The 18,766-nt window shown below is 71.7% G+C and carries 15 protein-coding genes and 1 other RNA gene; 3 read left to right on the forward strand and 13 right to left on the reverse strand.

Features of this window, described 5'->3' with window-relative positions:
- Positions 1-8: 8 nt before the first annotated feature.
- From IF28_RS0125960 to IF28_RS0125975, 4 genes are all read right to left on the reverse strand, one after another.
- The gene (locus IF28_RS0125960; protein ID WP_030224859.1) at positions 9-1,301 is read right to left on the reverse strand and encodes an acyltransferase family protein; all 1,293 of its coding nucleotides are present in this window, start codon (positions 1,299-1,301) and stop codon (positions 9-11) included.
- Positions 1,298-3,496 carry a polysaccharide deacetylase family protein gene (locus tag IF28_RS0125965; protein WP_030224860.1) on the reverse strand — a complete coding sequence of 733 codons (2,199 nt, stop codon included), beginning with the start codon at positions 3,494-3,496 and terminating at the stop codon, positions 1,298-1,300. The genes IF28_RS0125960 and IF28_RS0125965 overlap by 4 nt, the downstream gene beginning before the upstream one ends.
- Positions 3,496-5,118 carry a hypothetical protein gene (locus tag IF28_RS38095; RefSeq protein ID WP_051713882.1) on the reverse strand — a complete coding sequence of 541 codons (1,623 nt, stop codon included), beginning with the start codon at positions 5,116-5,118 and terminating at the stop codon, positions 3,496-3,498. Before IF28_RS38095 ends, IF28_RS0125965 begins: the two co-directional genes overlap by 1 nt.
- A gap of 177 nt (positions 5,119-5,295) precedes the next feature.
- Positions 5,296-6,258 carry a LysR family transcriptional regulator gene (locus tag IF28_RS0125975; RefSeq protein WP_030224862.1) on the reverse strand — a complete coding sequence of 321 codons (963 nt, stop codon included), beginning with the start codon at positions 6,256-6,258 and terminating at the stop codon, positions 5,296-5,298.
- Between the two features lie 83 nt (positions 6,259-6,341).
- On the opposite strand from IF28_RS0125975, the gene IF28_RS0125980 reads away from it, so the two are divergent.
- Both IF28_RS0125980 and IF28_RS0125985 read left to right on the forward strand, forming a co-directional pair.
- Complete coding sequence (locus tag IF28_RS0125980) at positions 6,342-7,733, forward strand: MFS transporter (RefSeq protein ID WP_030224865.1); 1,392 nt, start codon at positions 6,342-6,344, stop codon at positions 7,731-7,733.
- A 90-nt stretch (positions 7,734-7,823) separates the two neighbouring features.
- The gene (locus IF28_RS0125985) at positions 7,824-8,831 is read left to right on the forward strand and encodes a LacI family DNA-binding transcriptional regulator (RefSeq protein WP_030224867.1); all 1,008 of its coding nucleotides are present in this window, start codon (positions 7,824-7,826) and stop codon (positions 8,829-8,831) included.
- 90 nt (positions 8,832-8,921) lie between these two features.
- On the opposite strand, the gene ssrA is transcribed toward IF28_RS0125985, so the two are convergent.
- The 5 genes from ssrA to ftsE form a co-directional block, all read right to left on the reverse strand.
- Positions 8,922-9,325: a transfer-messenger RNA gene (gene ssrA / locus IF28_RS37295) on the reverse strand.
- 119 nt (positions 9,326-9,444) lie between these two features.
- Positions 9,445-9,924: an SsrA-binding protein SmpB gene (gene smpB, locus IF28_RS0125990; protein ID WP_030224868.1), complete on the reverse strand. Its 480-nt coding sequence runs from the start codon at positions 9,922-9,924 to the stop codon at positions 9,445-9,447.
- Positions 9,925-9,983: 59 nt separating this feature from the next.
- Complete coding sequence (locus IF28_RS0125995; protein WP_199809040.1) at positions 9,984-11,138, reverse strand: S41 family peptidase; 1,155 nt, start codon at positions 11,136-11,138, stop codon at positions 9,984-9,986.
- 67 nt (positions 11,139-11,205) lie between these two features.
- Positions 11,206-12,123 carry a permease-like cell division protein FtsX gene (gene ftsX / locus IF28_RS0126000; protein ID WP_030224871.1) on the reverse strand — a complete coding sequence of 306 codons (918 nt, stop codon included), beginning with the start codon at positions 12,121-12,123 and terminating at the stop codon, positions 11,206-11,208.
- A gap of 29 nt (positions 12,124-12,152) precedes the next feature.
- A complete protein-coding gene (gene ftsE, locus IF28_RS0126005; protein ID WP_030224873.1) occupies positions 12,153-12,842 on the reverse strand; it encodes a cell division ATP-binding protein FtsE in 690 nt (229 codons plus the stop codon).
- A gap of 341 nt (positions 12,843-13,183) precedes the next feature.
- Between ftsE and IF28_RS0126010 the strand changes: the two genes are divergently transcribed.
- Entirely contained in the window at positions 13,184-13,375 is a 192-nt protein-coding gene (locus tag IF28_RS0126010) for a hypothetical protein (protein ID WP_030224875.1), read from the forward strand.
- An 85-nt stretch (positions 13,376-13,460) separates the two neighbouring features.
- Here IF28_RS0126010 and IF28_RS0126015 read toward each other — a convergent pair whose 3' ends face one another.
- The 4 genes from IF28_RS0126015 to IF28_RS0126030 all read right to left on the reverse strand — a co-directional run bounded on the left by IF28_RS0126015 (position 13,461) and on the right by IF28_RS0126030 (position 18,695).
- Complete coding sequence (locus IF28_RS0126015) at positions 13,461-14,171, reverse strand: LPXTG cell wall anchor domain-containing protein (RefSeq protein WP_030224876.1); 711 nt, start codon at positions 14,169-14,171, stop codon at positions 13,461-13,463.
- Between the two features lie 308 nt (positions 14,172-14,479).
- A complete protein-coding gene (gene prfB / locus IF28_RS0126020) occupies positions 14,480-15,586 on the reverse strand; it encodes a peptide chain release factor 2 (protein WP_030224878.1) in 1,107 nt (368 codons plus the stop codon).
- Between the two features lie 105 nt (positions 15,587-15,691).
- Positions 15,692-16,936, reverse strand: coding sequence for a serine/threonine-protein kinase (locus IF28_RS0126025; RefSeq protein WP_030224879.1), 1,245 nt, complete (start codon positions 16,934-16,936; stop codon positions 15,692-15,694).
- A gap of 109 nt (positions 16,937-17,045) precedes the next feature.
- Positions 17,046-18,695: a serine/threonine-protein kinase gene (locus IF28_RS0126030; protein ID WP_030224880.1), complete on the reverse strand. Its 1,650-nt coding sequence runs from the start codon at positions 18,693-18,695 to the stop codon at positions 17,046-17,048.
- Between the last annotated feature and the right edge of the window lie 71 nt (positions 18,696-18,766).

An 18,766-nucleotide genomic window follows, 5' to 3' on the forward strand; every position in this document is an offset into this window, starting at 1 on the left:
TTGCCGTGTCAGCCCCGCCGCGAGCCGGACGTGCCCGGCTGGGGGCGCTTCCTCTTGGCGCCGTTCGGCCACAGGCGTGGCCTGCGTTTGGCGCCGAGGTCCTCGACCCAGCCCACGGTGAGGATCATCAGGCCGATGAGCGGCCAGACCAGGGCGAACGTCCAGAGGGTGTACGTGCTGTCCAGGGCGGACGCCGCCTTCTCGCTCTGCATGAACGGGAGGCGGTACAGCAGGTCGATGATCGGGAACGTCGCCATGATCATCATGTTGTGCCACAGGTAGATGGTGACGGCCCGGTTGTTGGACAGGGTCACCAGCTTGTCCCAGTTCGCCAGACGGCCCGGGAGTTCACTCCAGGACGGGGAGTACTGGAGCAGGATCACCACGAAGCCGAAGGACCAGGCGGCGTCGGCCATCGGGATGTCGTTGAGGTCCCAGCCCGAGGAGCCGAGGTGGTTCGAGGCCCAGCACAGGCCGAAGGCCATCACCAGGGACGCGCAGGAGACGGTGACGTAGCGCGGGATCCGCTTCAGCATGCCGTCGTGGTGGGCGAAGCCCAGGATCCAGCAGCCGCCGTAGACCGCGAAGTCCGTGACCGCGTTGCCCAGTTCGCCGGGGATGGTGACCAGGCCGGTGCCGACGACCGCCGTCAGGCCGAGCGGCGCGAGCAGCGTCGGCCAGGGGGCCCGCCGGAACAGCCAGAGCAGCAGCGGCGACGCGAAGACGAACCACAGGTAGGCGCGCAGGTACCACAGCGGCCCGACCGTCTCCTCCGCCCAGGTGCTCTCCAGCGGGCCGATGACTCCGGCGTCCACCGGGTAGGGCGGGGCGCCGAACGGGAAGACGTAGTTGACCAGGCTCACCAGGCCCCAGACGCCGTCCTGGTCCGGGTCCTTCGAGGGGCTCCAGTGGGTCAGGAACAGCAGGACCAGGACGACCGCGCCGAACGCCCACATCGGCGGCAGCAGCCGGCGGACCCGCCCGCGGATCACACCCCACGCCGGACGCTTCAGCGAGCGTGCCATCAGCGAGCCGGCCAGGGCGAACATCACGCCCATCGACGGGAACAGCACCGACAGCCAGGCCCAGCCGAACAGGTGGTAGACCACGACGCGGACCAGGGCGATGGAGCGCAGCAGGTCGAGGTAGCGGTCGCGGCCCGGCTTTCCGGGCGCCGGGGCGGGTGCGGGTTCGGGGGCGGGCTCGGTCGTGTGCTGCGGCGGGACGTCGGCGTACGGCGTGCCGTACGGTCCTGCCGGTTCCGGGCTCGTGCCCGTACCGGTCGTGTATCCGTGGGTCATGCCACGGGCCTCCGATCATCGCTGCGCCGGTTCTGGCTCGGCACCCCGTCGGCGACGGGTGCTCCGACCACGCCGGTGCGCCGCAGTTTCTGCCAGCGCAGGCGGCCGCCGGTGAGCGCGGTGATCCAGGACTGGAGCAGCACGACGTACATGAGCTGGCGGTACAGGATCTGCTGCAGCGGCAGCGAGATCAGATGGGTCATGCGTTCGCGGTCGAGGCGGAAGGCGTACGCCGCGCAGACCGCCTGGATGGCCAGGACGCCCAGCCAGGCCACGATCGTCTTCTGGGTCGGGCCGAAGACGATGCCGTAGAGGAGGAAGACGTCGATGAGCGGGGCGAGGAGCGGGGCCACCACCATGAACAGGGAGACGAAGGGCAGGCCCACGCGGCCGAAGCGGCCCGAGGGGCCCTTCTCGATCAGGGAGCGGCGGTGCTTCCAGATCGCCTGCATGGTGCCGTACGACCAGCGGTAGCGCTGGGACCACAGCTGCTGGACGGTCTCCGGGGCCTCGGTCCAGGCGCGGGCGTTCTCGGCGTAGACGACCCGCCAGCCGGCGCGGTGCAGTGCCATGGTGACGTCGGTGTCCTCGGCGAGGGTGTCCTCGCTCATGCCGCCGATGGGCTCCAGGGCGGAGCGGCGGAAGGCGCCGACCGCGCCGGGGATGGTCGGCATGCAGCCGAGGATGTCGTACATACGGCGGTCGAGGTTGAAGCCCATCACGTACTCGATGTGCTGCCAGGCGCCGATGAGGCTGTCCTTGTTGCCGACCTTCGCGTTGCCCGCCACCGCGCCGACCCTCGGGTCGCCGAAGGGCTGGACGAGTTCGCGGACGGTGGACGGCTCGAAGACGGTGTCGCCGTCCATCATCACGACGATGTCGTAGCGGGCGTTGGCCAGGCCCCGGTTGAGGGCGGCCGGCTTACCGGCGTTGAGCTGCCGGATCACCCGTACGTTGGGCAGGCCCATCGCCTCGACGATACGGGCGGTGCCGTCGGTGGAACCGTCGTCGATGACGAGGACCTCGATCGGGTGCTCGCTCGCCATGAGTGAGTTGACGGTGTTCTCGATGCACTTGGCCTCGTTGTACGCCGGCACGAGCACCGTCACCGGTTCGCTGACCGGCGGGCCCCAGCGGAAGCCCTTGCGGCGCACCCGGCGGGCGTGGAAGCCGGAGAGGACGAGCATCAGGACGAAGCGGGCGATGACCAGGGTGCCGATGATCGCGAGGCCGACCACCAGGACTCCGGTGATGTTCTCCGAGGCCTGGACCAGGAAGATCCACGCCTTGCCCTTCCAGAGTTCGGCGCCGGTGACGGGGCTGTGGGCGCTGGGCGCGTCCAGGGCCTCGGTGAGGTTCTCGAACGCGTAGCCCTCGTCCTTCATGTCGGGCAGGAACGTGTCGAGCGCCGCCACGGTCTGGCTGCGGTCGCCGCCGGAGTCGTGCATCAGGACGATGGCGCCCTTGCCGCCGTGCGGTGTGGCGCGGCGGATGATCTCGTGGACGCCGGGCCGCTTCCAGTCCTCGCTGTCGGTGTTGTTGACGACGGTGAGGTAGCCGCGGCTGCCGATGTACTGGGTGATCGGCCAGGACTTGTTGTCCATGGCGTCGGCGTACGAGGAGTACGGCGGACGGAAGAGCGAGGTGCGGATACCGGCCGCGCCGGTGATCGCCAGCTGGTTCTGCGACAGCTCCCAGTCGATGCGCCTCTTGGACTGGAGGGAGAGATCGGGGTGGTTGAAGGTGTGCAGGCCGATCTCGTGGCCCTCGTCGACCATGCGCCTGACCAGGTCCGGGTAGCGGGAGGCCATGGTGCCGGTGACGAAGAAGACCGCGTGCGCGTCGTGCTTCTTCAGCACGTCGAGGACCTTCGGGGTCCAGGTGGGGTCCGGGCCGTCGTCGAAGGTGAGGACGAGACGGTGGTCGGGGATGCGCAGGCCCTCGGTGTGTCCCGCGCGGGCGTCGATGACCGGGCCGCCCTCCAGTATCTTCTCCGGCACCTGTGTGGTGGGCGCGGGACTCTGGATGCGGTGGTCGGCGAGGATCTCGCTGTGCACATAGCCGCGCAGCATGAGCATCGCGGCCAGGGCGACGAGGACGAGCACGGGGAGCAGCAGGCGCAAGGGCACACGGCGGCGCGGGGCGCCGTCGCGGGGCCGGCGGGTGGCCCTGCGACGGTGGGAACGGGATGCCATCAGACGACGTTCTCCGGGGACGGTGCGGCGGGAGTGGTGGACGTGGCCGGCGGGGCGGCGGAGCCGTCGGAGACGACGACCGGCTGACCGGCGGGCGCACCGGCGACGCGGGGGTCGCTGCCGTCGGCCGTGGGAGCGGTCGTCACGGGGTCGGGTTCTTCCGACACCGGCGGGCTCGCGGGCGCCGTGCTCACGGTGTCGCCCGAGGGTGTGGAGGTGGTGTCGCCACCCCCACCGGTGGCCGGCTTTCCGGTGTCGTTCCGCCGGGTCGCCGTGGGTGACGGGTCGACGGATCCGGGCCGGTCCGCGGTGCTGCCCGCCCCGCCGCCCGTCGCGGGCGCGGTGGCGCCGGGCGCGGTGGCGGTGGGGGCGCCGGTGGTCGGCGTGCTGCCGGGGGTCTCGTCGGCGCCGGCGCTGGGCGGGGTGTCCGTCTCGGCCGGCTCGGGCGTGGTCTCGACCTGGCTCGCGGGCTTGTCCTCCTGGCCCGGTACGGGCATCCAGGGGGCGTCGGAGTTTCCGGACAGCAGCGTGGCGACCATGACGACGGCGTAACCGGCGCAGGCGAGGCCCACGGCCATGCCGATACGGCGGTAGAGGCGGCTGCGGCGTCCGGACTCGTCGACGAACACGGGTCCGGCGGCGGCCTCCTGCCCTCCGCCCGCCCGGCCCGGGGCTGCCCGGCGCAGCTCCAGGCCTTCCCCTATCTGTACGGAGTCGAGCTGGACGGTGACCTCGTGCGGATCGTGGGTGGCGGCGCCGGAATCACCGGCGTCCTCCTGCCACGGGTCGCGGACGGTCGCGCGGGAGGCGGGCTTCGGCAGCCCGGTCGGGGCGCCGGTGCCGGCGGTCGCCGGGGAGCCGGGGGCGCCGGTGCCGGTGGCCGGCGGGAAGACGGCGGTCGCGGGGTCGGCGGACGCGGGGCGGGGCCCGCCGGCCACGGGACGGCCGAGGCCGCCCGGGGCACCGGACGGCCGACGCCCGGTGGCCGGCTGGAAGACGGAGGTCTCGGCCTCGGACGACGGCCCGTTCGCCGGGCCGGACGCGGAACGGCCGAGACCGGTCGCGGCACCGGACGGCGGGCGTCCGGTGACGGGCGGGAAGACGGAGGTCTCGGCCTCCGAGGACGCGGACGGGGAGCCGTTCGCGGGGCTTCCGGGCGCGGGGCGGCCGACGCCGGACGACGGACGCCGGGGCGCCGTCGGGGCGCCGGGGCGGCCGGAGTCGTACGGCGGGCGCGGCCCGCCCTGCCGGGGGGCGGGACCCGTCGGCCGGTCGCCGGGGGTGCCGCCCGGGTCGCGGGGGACCCGCAGGGCCGTGGTGCGTTCGGCGTCCCAGGGGCTCTCCCGCGCGTCCCGGGACGGTGTCGCGGGGCCGCCGGAGGGGGGCTCCGCGCGGTGCGTGGTGGCGTCGGGCAGGACCTGGGTCCTGTCGGTTCCGCCGGGGAAGACTCCGAGGCGGGCCCAGCGGTCCTCGAGGGAGTCGGGACCCGTGCCGGGTCTGACGGGCTTCTCGTTCAGGGGAAGGACCCGCGTCTCCCGCGGGTCCTCGTCCTCGGTGTTCTCGCCGGACGCCCCGACGCCCTCAGGCCGATCCGGTTGGGCGTCTTCTGGCCAATTTCTCACGCGCACGCACTTCCCCCCACAGGACTTACCGGCGCGCACACGACCGAGCCCTCGTCGTCGGACCGGGCCCCCACCCGCTCCGAGCGCCCCGTTTATCACACTGAGCTCGGGCATTGAATGTAGCGCACGCGGAGGTTCTGTGTTTCCGGGGCAGTCATTCGTGTCAGTAGCGAGACATCAGTGGGCTGCCATGGCGACAATATCCAGTTTGGGTATCCATGCGCCCTCGGGCCGCCGCAGCCAGCCCTCCTCGGCGGCGACGAGTGCCGCGGCCCGCCGCAGAGCGTCCAGACCGGGATGAAGCATCCCTTTCCGCCACACAAGAGACACGGGTGAGAGCGGGACGGGGTCCACCAAAGGGCGTAGAACCGTCGCCGGAAGTGGCGGAAAGTCGACTACGGCAAGGATCGGATGGCGGGTCCTCCTCATGATCCGCTGGAACTCCTCGTCCCCCACGGCCAGCGGAGCGGGCGGCGCGAGGGCGATTCCCCGCCCCTCGAAGAGGGCCCGCGCGAGGTCCGTCCACTCCGGGGTACGGGGGTTGCCGGCGCCCGCGTAGACCGTCTCGCCGGCGAGCGCGGCGAGCGGCACCTCGGGCCGCGCGGCCAGCGGGTGGTCCTCGGGCAGGACGACCGCCATCGGCTCGTAGCGCACGGGCCGGTGCTCCAGCCCCGACCGCAGTGCGGGGGCGAGGCCCGCGAAGCGTCCGAACGAGGCGTCGAGCCGGCCCGCGAGCACCTCCCCCGCGGCCCAGGTCAGTCCGCTCTCGTAGCGGGCCATCAGCTCGTGACCGGGGGCGAGTTCGCGGGCCCGGTGCAGCACCAGACGCGGGGTGATCAGGCCCGGGGAGTTGAGGTCGACCAGCAGGGGGCGGGCCCGGCCGGCGGCGGCGAGGAGGTCGTCCTGCGCCTGGAGCACCGCGCGGGCGTACGGCAGCAGGCGTTCGCCGTCGGCGGTGAGGGTCACGTGCCGGGTGGTGCGTACGAACAGCTCGCCGCCCAGCTCCCGTTCCAGCCGCCGTACGTCCCTGCTGAGGGCCTGCTGGGCGACATAGAGACGGGCGGCGGCACGGGTGAAGTGCAGCTCCTCGGCGACGGTCACGAAGGCACGCAGGAGACGGGGGTCGACGTGGGCGGACATCCCGTGAATTTACAACAGGAGTGCGTCAATCGGCGCAGGGAAGGTGTTGGACCCCGCACGTGAGCGGGGGCGACGGTGGTGTCATGCCGCAATCAACCACCGGGGCCACCCGGAACACACCCCTGTTCACCGTCACCGCCGACACCCTCGTCGCCGTCGACTTCGGCCCGCGCGGGCGCGACAGGCCTCGCGCCGAGGTCCCGCGCGGGCGCGGCGAGCCCCGCCCGGAGGACCCGCGCGAGCGGAGCGGACCCCGCGCGCCGGGCCCGTACCGCCGCCTCTTCGCCCTGCCCGGCGCCCGCGCGTTCACCGCCGGGAACCTCATCGCGCGGCTGCCGATGGGCATGTTCAGCGTGAGCGCGGTCGTGATGATCGCCGGGACGCGTGGGTCGTACGCCCTGGCCGGCGCCGTCACCGCGACGGGCCTGGCGGCGACCGCGGTGGTCGCCCCCTGGACCGCCCGCCTGGTCGACCGGTACGGGCAGGCCCGGGTCGCGCTGCCGGCCACGGTGTTCGCCGTGCTCGGCTCCCTCGCCCTGCTGCTGTGCGTACGTCAGGGCGCCCCGGACTGGACCCTGTTCGCCTCCTACGCCGCCACCGCGACCACCCCGAACACCGGCGGGATGTCCCGCGCCCGCTGGACGCATCTGCTGAAGGGGGACGAGAAGGCACTGCACACGGCGAACTCGTTCGAGCAGGCCGCGGACGAGCTGTGCTTCATGCTCGGCCCGGTCCTCGCGGCCTTCCTGTGCGGGACGTTCTTCCCGGAGGCGGGCACGCTCGTGGGCGCCGTGCTGCTGCTGACCGGCGTCGCACTGTTCACCGCCCAGCGGTCGACCGAGCCGCCCGCCGCACGGCGTTCCTCCGCGCGGGCGCCGTTCCGGTCGCCCGGGATGCGGCCACTGCTCGTGGTCTGTCTCGCGACGGGGGCGGTGTTCGGCTCGTTGGAGGTCGTCACCCTGGCGTTCGCGGACGTGCGGGGGCACCGCACCGCGTCCGGCGCGGTGCTGGCGCTCCAGGCGGCCGGCTCCTGCGCGGCGGGACTGCTGTACGGGGCGATGCGCCCGGCGGGCTCCGCGCGGTCCCGGCTGCCGTGGTGCCTCGCCGCGATGACGGCGCTGATGACGCTGCCACTGCTCGCCGCCGAAGCCACCGGCTCGCTGGTGGTGCTGGCGGGCGCGCTGCTGATCGCCGGGATGGCGACCGCGCCCACCATGGTCACCACCATGACCCTGGTGCAGCGGTACACGCCCGGGGAACGGCTGAACGAGGGCATGACGCTCGCGGTGACCGGTCTGCTCGGCGGGATCGCCTGCGGCAGCGCGGCGGGCGGCTGGACGGTGGAGCACGTCACCGCGACCGCCGGGTACGGGGTTCCGGTGGCGGCGGCCGCGACCGCCCTTCTCGTGTCCCTCTGCACCGTTGTGCCGTTCGGGCCGTCGAACCGCTCCAACGATTGTCTCCCGACCCATTGACGACCACAGGTCCCGCACATACCTTCACCCGTCGAAGCGCTTCGAAACCGCTTTCTGCATCCCCACGGACCATGCAGACGAGGACCCCCGATGGTGAAGATCACGGATGTGGCCCGGCGCGCCGGGGTCTCCCCCAGCACCGTCTCGTACGCGCTCAGCGGCAAGCGGCCGATCTCCGACGCGACCCGGCTGCGCGTCCAGGCGGCCGTCCGCGAGCTGGGCTACCGCGCGGACGGTGGCGGCCGGGGCCCGGCCGGCCGCAGGTCGAAGGTGCTGGCGCTGGCGGTCCCGATGCGCTCCGGCGTCCATGTGCCGGTGGTGACGCAGTTCGCCGTGTCGGTGGTCACCGCGGCCCGCGCGCACGACCACGACGTCCTCCTGCTCACCCAGGGCGAGGGCGAGGACGGGCTCGCGAGAGTCGCGGACACGGGCCTCGCGGACGCGGTGATCGTCATGGACGTACAGCTGCACGATCCGCGGCTGCCGCTGCTGCGCTCGCGGTCCCTGCCGTCCGTGCTGATCGGCGTGCCCGCCGAGCCGGACGGGCTGACCTGTGTCGATCTGGACTTCCGGGCGGCCGGCGAGCTGTGCGTGGACCATCTGGCCCGGCTGGGGCACCGGGCGGTGGCGCTGGTCGGCTCGCCGCCGGAGGTGTACGTACGGCGGACGGCGTTCGCGCGGCGGCTGGTGGAGGGGTTCACCGGGGCCGCCGACCGGCACCGGCTCACCTCGGCCGTGCACCCCTGCGGCACCGGACGGGAGGCCGCCCGCGCGATCGCCGGGCGGCTGGTGCGGGAGCTGCCCTCGCTGACGGGGGTCGTGGTGCACAACGAACCGCTGGTCGATCCGCTGATCGACGCCTTCGAGGAACTGGGGCTGAGCATTCCCGGCGACCTGTCCCTCACGGCCGTCTGCCCGGCGCCCGTCGCCGCGTCGGCCCGTGTCCCGGTCACCTCGGTCGCCGTACCGTCGGCGGAACTGGGCACCCGCGCGGTGCACCTCCTCGTACGGAAGCTGGCCGGTGCCCCCGTGCCAGGGGCCACGCTGCTGCCGCCCCGGCTGACGGAACGGGCGAGCACGGCCCCGCGCGGGGCGTGACGGGGCGGGTGCGGGTCGTGGGACCGCATGACGGACGGCATGACACAGGCCCCGCCGCTCGAAGCGACGGGGCCTGTGCCCACATGGGATGAGTGGAGATGGCGGGAATCGAACCCGCGTCCAACGGTGCGGAACCAGGGCTTCTCCGTGTGCAGTCGACTGTGCTTTTCTCGGCCCCGGAGATCACGTCGACAAGTCTCCGACGGGCTCAGTCACTGTTAGGTTTCCCTCTTCACCCCGTGACCGGGATCAAGGTTTAGTCCCCTAGCTGATGCCAGGATCCGGGTCGGGAACATCCCCGGGCTGACACTCCCTTAAGTAGGGGAGCCGCTGCTCGCTACCTGAAAATCAGGCAGCGAGGGCGAGCTCGCCCTGGGAGACAGATCGCTTGGAATTGGCGATTGTTTTTTTCGGCCTGTGGTTTACGAGATCATGGCCGCTTCCTCGACACGCTTCCCCTGCTTCGACATCCGCTGTCGAAACCGATCATCCCCATGTTGTTTTTTCAAAACCCTCCGAGGAGGGGGCTCGCACCCTCTGTGAGGTGCTGTCGCCATCGTACGTGACCAACGCGGGTCGGTGCCAGCGTATTCCCCGGCCCTCCGTGAGAGCCCTACGCGCGCTGCTTCCTGCGCACCGCGGAGATCGCCCGGTCGGTCTCGCGCCGGTCCTGCTTCTCGCGCAGCGTCTGCCGCTTGTCGTACTCCTTCTTGCCCTTCGCCAGCGCGATCTCCACCTTCGCGCGGCCGTCCTTGAAGTACAGGGCGAGCGGCACGACCGTGTGCCCCGTCTCCTGGGACTTGGACTCCAGCTTCTCGATCTCCGCGCGGTGCAGCAGCAGCTTCCGCTTGCGCCGCGCGCTGTGGTTGGTCCACGTGCCCTGGCTGTACTCCGGCACGTGCACGTTGTGCAGCCACGCCTCGTGGTCGTCCAGCTGGACGAACCCGTCCACCAGCGACGCCCGCCCCTGACGCAGGGACTTCACCTCGGTGCCGGTGAGGACCAGGCCGGCCTCGTAGGTGTCGATGATGAGGTAGTCGTGCCGCGCCTTCTTGTTCTGCGCGATCAGCTTGCGCCCTTTTTCCTTAGCCATAGTGCGGCCCATTTTCGCACTACGGAGGGGTCCGGCGGGAAGCCGATTATCGGGGTTCGCTAACGGCCGAGTCCGCTGAGGACCGTTTCCGCGCGCCGGAGGGCCTCTCCGTCGGCCTCCAGGTCGGGCGTGAGCCCGTGGCCGTCGACGCCGCGGCCCGAGGGGGTGCGGTAGTGGCCGACGGTCAGCTCGGCCACGGAGCCGTCGGGCAGCTCGGTCGGCATCTGGACGGAGCCCTTGCCGAAGGTGCGGGAGCCCACGACGACCGCGCGGCCGCGGTCCTGGAGGGCGCCGGTGAGGAGCTCGGCCGCGCTCATCGTGCCGCCGTCGACGAGCGCGACCAGGGGTCGGGTGGTGTCGCCGCCGGGTTCGGCGTGCAGGGCGCGCTGCTCGCCCTCGACGTCGTACGTGGCGACCAGGCCGCCGTCGAGGAAGGCGGAGGCGGCGGTGACGGCCTCGGCGACCAGCCCTCCGGAGTTGCCGCGCAGGTCGAGGACGATGCCGGCGCCGGCCGGGGCCTCGCGTACGGCGGTGCGGACCTCGTCGCCGGAGCCCTTGGTGAAGGCACCCACCTCGACGACCGTGACCCCGGAGGCGAGCTCGCGGACGGTGACGGTGTCCCGGGACAGCCGGACCCGGCGTACGGTCTCGTGCCACGCGCGCGTGCCGCGTTCCAGACCGAGGCGGACGGTGCTGCCGGCCGACTCGCCCGTCGTCTCGCCGCGCAGTAAGGAGACGACCTCGGTGACGGGCCGCCCGTCGACCTTCTCCCCGTCGACGCTGCGCAGCCGGTCGCCCGCGCGGATGCCGGCGTCGGCGGCGGGCGTGTCGTCGCCCACCTTCGTCACCTCGATCCGGCCCTCCCGCTCGCGGGCCCACAGCCCCACGCCGGTGTAGCGGCCGTCCAGCGTCTCCTCGAACTCCTCGTACTCGCCCGGCGAGTAGACGGCGGCCCAGCGGTCCCCGCTGCGGCTGACGGCGCGCTGGGCGGCCTCCATGGGGGACGTGCCGTCGGCGGCGGCCTCCTCGGCCGCGCGGGCGACGTCATGGCCGACGGGAGCGGCCGAAGGGGCCCCGTCCGAACGGGGCTTGCCGCCCGCTCCCGGAAGGCTTCCCGTGGCGGCTCCGGCGACGAGGACACTCGCGAACACCAAGGTCAGGGCGGCCCCACGGCCGATGCGGCGGGGCTGACAGAACAGGGCACGACCTGACATGCCGGTGAGTCTAGGACAACGAGAAGGGGCGCACGGCCGGTTGGCCGCACGCCCCATTTGGCGAGAGTCACACCTTGAGGTACTTGCGCAACGCGAAGAACGCGGCCAGCGCCGGCATCAGGAGACTGGTCGCCAGGATCAGTGGCAGCTTCGTCAGTACGGCGTCCCAGCCGATGAAGTTGATCAGGTTCAGCTTCTCCGACAGGGCCAGGCCGTTGTCGATGATGAAGTACCGGCCCACCACAAGGAACGCGCACGCGAGGATGCCGCCGATGAGTCCGGCGACCGCGGCCTCCATGATGAACGGCGTCTGGATGTAGAAGCCGGACGCGCCGACGAGCCGCATGATGCCGGTCTCACGTCTGCGGCTGAACGCGGACACGCGCACCGTGTTGACGATCAGCATCAGCGCGACGACGAGCATCAGCGCCATCACCGCGAGCGCGGCGACGTTCATGCCCTCCAGCAGCCCGAAGAGGCTCTCCAGGAGGCCCTTCTGGTCCTGCACCGACTGCACGCCGTCCCGCCCGTCGAAGGCGGTCGCGATGACCTGGTACTTCTCCGGGTCCTTCAGCTTGATGCGGTACGACTCCTGCATCTGGTCCGGCGTGAGGGAGCTGGCCAGCGGGGAGTCGCCGAACTGCTCCTTGTAGTGCTTGTACGCCTCGTCCTGCGACTCGTAGGTGACCGAGTCGACGACCGACATCTTCTCCAGGTCGGTCTTGATCTGACCCTTCTGATCGTCGGTCACCGCGCCCTTGGCGCAGTTGGGGTCGGACTCGGCGTCCGCCTTGTTGCACAGGAAGATGGAGACGTTGACCTTGTCGTACCAGTAGCCCTTCATCGTGTTCACCTGGTCGTTCATCAGAAGCGAACCACCGAACAGGGCGAGCGACAGGGCGACGGAGACGACGACCGCGAAGGTCATCGTCAGGTTGCGGCGGAGACCCACACCGATCTCCGACAGGACGAACTGGGCGCGCATGGCGTCTGATCAAGCCTTTCCGTGGAGCGTCAGTGCTGGTAGCCGTAGACGCCGCGCGCCTGGTCGCGGACGAGACGGCCCTTCTCCAGCTCGATGACGCGCTTGCGCATCTGGTCCACGATGTTCTGGTCGTGCGTCGCCATCACCACGGTGGTGCCCGTCCGGTTGATCCGGTCGAGCAGCTTCATGATGCCGACGGAGGTCTGCGGGTCGAGGTTGCCGGTGGGCTCGTCGCAGATCAGCAGCTTGGGCCGGTTGACGAAAGCCCGCGCGATGGCCACGCGCTGCTGCTCACCGCCGGAGAGCTCGCCGGGCATCCGGTCCTCCTTGCCGCCCAGCCCGACGAGGTCGAGCACCTGGGGCACGGACTTGCGGATCTCGCCGCGCGACTTGCCGATGACCTCCTGCGCGAAGGCGACGTTCTCGGCGACCGTCTTGTTCGGCAGCAGACGGAAGTCCTGGAACACGGTCCCCAGCTGGCGCCTGATCTGCGGCACCTTCCAGTTGGAGACACGGGCGAGATCCTTGCCCAGAACGTGCACCTGTCCATGGCTGGCCCGCTCCTCGCGGAGGATCAGCCGCAGGAAGGTGGACTTTCCGGAGCCGGAGGACCCCACGAGGAACACGAACTCGCCCTTCTCCACTTCCAGGGAGACATCCCTGAGTGCAGGACGGTTCTGCTTGGGGTAGGCCTTGGACACGTTGTCGAATCGGATCACGGATGCACCACGGGTAGCCGGGGGTAGATGAGCGTGACCATACGCGACCGGGGCAGTCGAGCGCAGGCGCCGATAGCGGTTGCGTAAGACTTACGCCCTTTTGTTCTGCCGTGCCGGGCGGGGTGGCGCCCTCTTTCCGAGGGAGCGGGGCTGTGACATGTGCGGCTCCGCCGCGTGGGCACGGCCGGCACCCGCGGCCCGCGGCCGCGAAAGCAGGCCGAATCACCCCTCCTGGAGCGACCCGGCGCAGCTTCCGCGGGAACCTGGCAGAGTGGTAGAGGGGAACGTTCACGGAAGCGTGGACGTTGTTCCACTGAGACCGGTGCGAGGAGGGCGAGCGCATGACGTACGACAGGCTGGTGTGCGCGAACTGCGCCGCGCCCGTGAGCGAGGGCCGGTGCCCGGTGTGCCGTGCGAACCGCGAGCGGCTGCAGCAGGAGAACTTCTTCGCGGGGCTGAACCCCATGACGCTGATCGCACTGCTGGCGGTGCTGATCGCGGCGGTGGCGCTGCTCGCGCACCAGACCGTCTGACGTAGCGAGGGAAGGGCCCGGAGCGCGGTCGCGCTCCGGGCCCTTCCGTCATCTCACGCTACGGTGCGTGGACGCGCGGCCACCGTCAGGCGGCGGCACCCCCGCGGCCGTTCGCCAGGCGCGGCAGCACCCGGAAGCCGATGCCGCCGGCGATCATCGTGGCGGCGCCGATCAGCAGGAACGTGGTCTCGGTGGCACCGGTCTCGGCGAGCTCCTTGCCGTTGCCCTGGGCCGAGGTGGCCGGGGCGTCGTCGCCGGTGTCGGTGAGGGCCGAGGAGCCCTCGTCCTGCGGCGAGGCACCGTTGCCGCCGTCCGGCTTGGTGCCGGGGTCGTTGTCGTCACCCGGGGTGGTCGGGTTCTCGGAGGGCTCCTCCACGGGGTCCTCCCCACCCGGGTTCTCCCCGCCCGGGTTCTCCCCGCCCGGGTTCTCCCCGCCCGGGTTCTCCCCACCGGGGTTCTCCCCACCGGGGTTCTCCCCGCCCGGGTTCTCCCCACCGGGGTTCTCCCCGCCCGGGTTCTCCCCGCCCGGGTTCTCCCCACCGGGGTTCTCCCCACCCGGGTTCTCCCCACCGGGGTTCTCCCCGCCCGGGTTCTCCCCGCCGGGGTTTTCTCCACCCTCCCCTTCGCACTCCGGGTCGACCGCGATGTCGCAGCCGGGGTCCGGCTCGTCCGCGACGGTGACACCGATGTTGAGGTCGAGCGCCGAAGCGGCGCCGGCCGCCGACAGCGAGGCCCCGGCCGCGATCACGGCGCCGGCCGCGATCCGAGCGACACGGATCCGCGTCTTCTTGGTCATATGTTTGCTACCCCCAGTAGCTCATCGTCAGTGAGGCGGCGCCCGGGGCCGTGATCAACGGGGGTAACTGCGGTGAAACGCCCCCCGGTTCACATGCGCCCCAGAGATACGCATGCCACGCTTCACCCTTCCCATTTTCCAAAAGAACGTCAAGGCCGTTGCGTACGCGATGTCCCGCTACGCACGCTTTGCGGGAGAAGGAAGCTGTGAGTGTGATGTAAATCCCGGACATCCCCGGCACGAAAAAGGCAACTGCCGTCAAAGTGACGGCAGTTGCCTTGTCGACAAATCGGCGCTCGTGCGAGGAGTTACTTCTCCTGCTGCTTGCGCCAGCGAATTCCGGCCTCCAGGAAACCGTCGATCTCACCGTTGAACACGGACTCGGGGTTGCCGACCTCGAACTCGGTGCGCAGGTCCTTGACCATCTGGTACGGGTGCAGCACGTACGAACGCATCTGGTTGCCCCAGGAGTTGCCGCCGTCGCCCTTGAGGGCGTCCATCTTGGCCTGCTCCTCCTGCCGGCGCCGCTCGAGGAGCTTGGCCTGGAGGACGTTCATCGCGGTGGCCTTGTTCTGGATCTGCGACCGCTCGTTCTGGCAGGAGACCACGATGCCGGTGGGGATGTGGGTGAGCCGCACCGCGGAGTCGGTGGTGTTCACGCCCTGGCCGCCGGGCCCGGACGACCGGTACACGTCCACCCGCAGCTCGGACTCGTCGATCTCGATGTGGTCGGTCTGCTCGACCACGGGGAGGATCTCGACGCCGGCGAAGGAGGTCTGGCGGCGGCCCTGGTTGTCGAAGGGGGAGATGCGCACCAGACGGTGGGTGCCCTGCTCGACGGAGAGCGTGCCGTAGGCGTAGGGAACCTGGACGGAGAAGGTGGTCGACTTGATGCCGGCCTCTTCGGCGTACGACGTCTCGATCAGCTCGGTCTTGTAGCCGTGCTGCTCGGCCCAGCGCAGGTACATGCGCTGCAGCTTCTCGGCGAAGTCCGCGGCGTCGACGCCGCCCGCCTCCGCGCGGATGTTGACGAGCGCCTCGCGGGAGTCGTACTCGCCGCTGAGCAGCGTACGGACCTCCATCTCGTCCAGGGCCTTCTTCACCTGGGCGAGCTCGGACTCGGCCTCCGCGCGGGTGTCCGGGTCGTCCTCCTCCTCGGCCATCTCGAAGAGGACCGCGAGGTCGTCGATGCGGCCCCGCAGTGCCTCGGCCTTCCGCACCTCGGCCTGGAGGTGGGAGAGCTTGCTGGTGATCTTCTGCGCCTCGTCCGGGTTGTCCCAGAGGGACGGCGCGGCCGCCTGCTCCTCGAGCACGGCGATGTCTGCCCTCAGCTTGTCGAGGTCCAGAACGGCCTCGATCGACTCCATGGTGGAGGAGAGGGATTTGAGCTCTTCGGATACGTCGACGACTGCCACGTTCTCCAGCGTAACGGTTCCCCGGGGTGGGCCACGCAGTACCGCAGGGAAGGGCAGCCCACCGCGCTCCACACGGTGCCGCCCCAGCGGCACGACTGCCCGCAGTTATGGGGCAGCCGGGGCCGAGTTCCGGGTGTCCTCGGGCAGGGGCGGAGCGTCCTCCGTGACGGCCAGCCAGGTGCCCACGCCCGCCGCTGCCAGGATCACCGCCGCCACCGCCACCGTGAGGCGACGGCGGCGGGTGATCGTACGGTTGCGGGCCGAGCCCGGGCGGCGGGCGCCCGCCGCCCGAGGGGCGCGGGCCGTGCCGCGGGCTCCGCCGGCCAGTTCGTCGGGGCCCGGGACCCTCATCGACGTATGCGTGTCGCGGTTGGAGTCGGCCGGTCTGGCGCCCGGTACCAGGGGGACCGCGCCCCGGCGGCGTACCGGCTCTCCGGCGGCCGGGGCCGTGCCGGAGGGCTGGAGGTCCTCGCCCGTGTCCTCCGCGGACTCGGGGTCCGGCTCGTCCACGTCCAGCGGGGGCATCCCCGCCAGCAGCGGCAGCAGCTCCCGCAGCCGGGCGCCCAGCTCGGAGGCGCGCAGCCGGGACGCCGGGGCCTTCGCCAGGCACTGCACCAGCAGTTGCCACAGCTCGTCCGGGATGCCCGGGAGGGGGACGACCGTCTCGGTGACGTGGCGGCGCAGTACCGCGCCCGGGTGGCCGCCGCCGAACGGGGTGAAGCCGGCGAGCAGCTCGTAGAGGACCGTGGCCAGCGCGTAGATGTCGACCGAGGCGCGCGGGGGCAGGCCCTCGACGATCTCCGGGGCGAGATAGTCCGGCGTGCCGATGATCTTCGTGGCGCGGGTGCGGCGCGGGGTGTCGATGAGTTTCGCCACACCGAAGTCGGTGAGGAGGGCGCGGTGCGAGCCGCCGGGACCGAGCGGGCCCTGCATGTCCAGCAGCACGTTCTCCGGCTTGACGTCCCGGTGCACGACCCCGGCCGCGTGCGCCGCCGCCAGACCGTCGGCGACGTCGGCGACGATCGCCACGGCTGCCTCGGGGGCCAGCCTGCGCTCACGGTCGAGGCGGGTGCGCAGGTCCGTGCCCCGGACGAGGTCCATGACCAGCGCGAGGTCGTTGCCGTCGACCACGAGGTCGCGTACGGAGACGACGTGCGGATGCTCCAGGCCGAGCAGTGCCGTGCGCTCCTGTACGAAGCGGCCGACGAGTTCCTGGTCCGAGGAGAGGTCCTCACGCAGCAGCTTGACGGCGACGGGCCCCTCGGGGCCCTCGCCCAGCCACACCGTCCCGGCGCTGCCCCGCCCGAGGATCTGATGGGCGGTGTACCGGCTGCCGATTCTCCGTGCCAAGACTGCTCCTACCGACGCGTGTTGTCGCCAAAGCTACGCGTCCGGTGCGGCGACCTTCACCGGGGATACGGAAATTGCTCCCCAGATGTCGACAAATCAGCAAACAGGCTCAGTTCGTCCCGGAGGGCACCGAGGGCTCGTCGGAGCCGCCCAGGTCCTCGATCCAGCCGCCCACCTTGCCGAACCAGTCGCCGATCTGGTCCCAGTAGCCCCGGCCGGTGCCGATCCAGTCCTGGAGCGGGGTCAGCTCCCAGATCAGCCAGCTCGCGACGAACAGGATGAGGAGCGTGAACAGGCAGCCCTTCAGACAGCCCAGACCGGGGATGCGCATCCGGTTGGCGCCGCGCTGCCGGGGCTGCCGGGGCTCGGGGGCCGGACGCTGCGGCTCCGGGGGCTGCGGCGCGTACCGCTGCGGCGGGGGCTGCTGCGGCCGCTGGTGCTGCTGCGGCGGCGGGGCGTACTGCTGCTGGGGCTGGGGCTGGTAGCCGTACCCCGGCTGCTGACGCTGCGGCGGCTGATGCTGCGGCGGCTGCGGGGGGCGTGACACCTGCCGCTGGGGGCGGCGGCGCAGCGGGTCCTGGTGGGGGTCGAGGTACTGGACCTGGGTCTGCTCGTTGCGGTCACGGGCCGCGCGGAGCTGGTTCTGCCAGGGGTGCGGGTCCTCCGGCCCGCCGCCGGGCCCGCCCGGCGGTACGGGCGGCATCACGGCCGTGGGGTCGGCGGCGCCCGCCGGGCCGCCGGTCTGCGGCAGGACGCTGGTGGCGCCGTTCGGGTCGTAGGCGCCCGCGCCGTGCGGCAGCACCTGGGTGGGGTCGGCGTCGCCCGGCACGCCGGGTACGGCCGTGGGCGCCGGGTCGGGTGCGAGGAGCGCGCCGACGTTCTCGGCGGCGCCGATCTGCGCGGAGCTCGCGTGCACGCCGATGCCGTCGGCGACGACACGCAGGCCGCGCGCGAGGTTCTCGGCGCTGGGCCGCTGGTCGGGGTTCTTGCGCAGACAGCGCTCGATGACCGTCCACAGCGGGTCGGGGACCGTGGAGGGGCGGCGCGGTTCGGCGCTCAGGTGCTGGTGCAGCACCTCCAGGGCGGAGCCGCCGGAGAACGGCGGGCGGCCGGTGACCAGCTCGTAGAGGAGGATGCCGGCGCCGTAGATGTCGACGGCGGAGGTCTGCGGCCGGCCCTCGGCGGACTCGGGCGCGATGTACGCGGGCGTGCCGACGAACTCGTGGGTGCGGGTGAGGCCCGGGGAGTCGGCGAGGCGGGCGATGCCGAAGTCGGTCAGCATCGGGTGCAGCTCGCCGCCCTGCTGCTTGAGCAGCACGTTGGCGGGCTTCAGGTCGCGGTGGACCACGCCGTCGGCATGGCTGGCGCCGAGCGCGTCGGCGATCTGCGCGGTCAGCAGGGCGGCGGCGACCGGGGTGAACGGCCCGCTCTCGCGCAGCTGGCGGTGCAGGTCGGGGCCCTCGACGAGGTCCATGACCAGCGCCAGCAGATCGCCCTCGACGACCAGGTCGCGGACCCGGACGATATTGGGGTGGGTGAGCCGGAGCAGGACGGAGCGCTCGCGCAGGAAGCGCATCACGACGTCGGCGTCGTTCGCGAGCTCCTCCTTGAGGACCTTGATCGCGACGGTTTCGCCGGGCTGTCCGGCCACGGCCGCCTCGGCGCCCGCGGTCTCCCGCTGGCGGGCTCGCCAGACGGTGCCCGTGGCGCCGCGTCCGAGCGGCTCCTCGAGCAGGTACTTGCTGCCGACTGGCCGCACGTCACGCACTCCCTGCTGCTTGCTTGGCGTACACCCTGGTCCACGGTGCTACGGAACGTTCCGACCCACTG

Source organism: Streptomyces sp. NRRL WC-3626 (genome assembly GCF_000718785.1).
Taxonomy (GTDB): Bacteria; Actinomycetota; Actinomycetes; order Streptomycetales; family Streptomycetaceae; genus Streptomyces; species Streptomyces edwardsiae.

What these genes read in the sequence shown, in the direction of transcription:
- IF28_RS0125985 (WP_030224867.1), top strand. Translation starts at nt 7,824, where the DNA reads ATGGTGAAGATCACGGATGTGGCCCGGCGCGCCGGGGTCTCCCCCAGC.
- IF28_RS0126010 (WP_030224875.1), top strand. Translation starts at nt 13,184, where the DNA reads ATGACGTACGACAGGCTGGTGTGCGCGAACTGCGCCGCGCCCGTGAGC.
- IF28_RS0125995 (WP_199809040.1), bottom strand. Translation starts at nt 11,138, where the DNA reads ATGTCAGGTCGTGCCCTGTTCTGTCAGCCCCGCCGCATCGGCCGTGGG.
- IF28_RS0125960 (WP_030224859.1), bottom strand. Translation starts at nt 1,301, where the DNA reads ATGACCCACGGATACACGACCGGTACGGGCACGAGCCCGGAACCGGCA.
- IF28_RS0125965 (WP_030224860.1), bottom strand. Translation starts at nt 3,496, where the DNA reads ATGGCATCCCGTTCCCACCGTCGCAGGGCCACCCGCCGGCCCCGCGAC.
- IF28_RS0125975 (WP_030224862.1), bottom strand. Translation starts at nt 6,258, where the DNA reads ATGTCCGCCCACGTCGACCCCCGTCTCCTGCGTGCCTTCGTGACCGTC.
- ftsX (WP_030224871.1), bottom strand. Translation starts at nt 12,123, where the DNA reads ATGCGCGCCCAGTTCGTCCTGTCGGAGATCGGTGTGGGTCTCCGCCGC.
- smpB (WP_030224868.1), bottom strand. Translation starts at nt 9,924, where the DNA reads ATGGCTAAGGAAAAAGGGCGCAAGCTGATCGCGCAGAACAAGAAGGCG.
- IF28_RS0125980 (WP_030224865.1), top strand. Translation starts at nt 6,342, where the DNA reads ATGCCGCAATCAACCACCGGGGCCACCCGGAACACACCCCTGTTCACC.
- IF28_RS0126015 (WP_030224876.1), bottom strand. Translation starts at nt 14,171, where the DNA reads ATGACCAAGAAGACGCGGATCCGTGTCGCTCGGATCGCGGCCGGCGCC.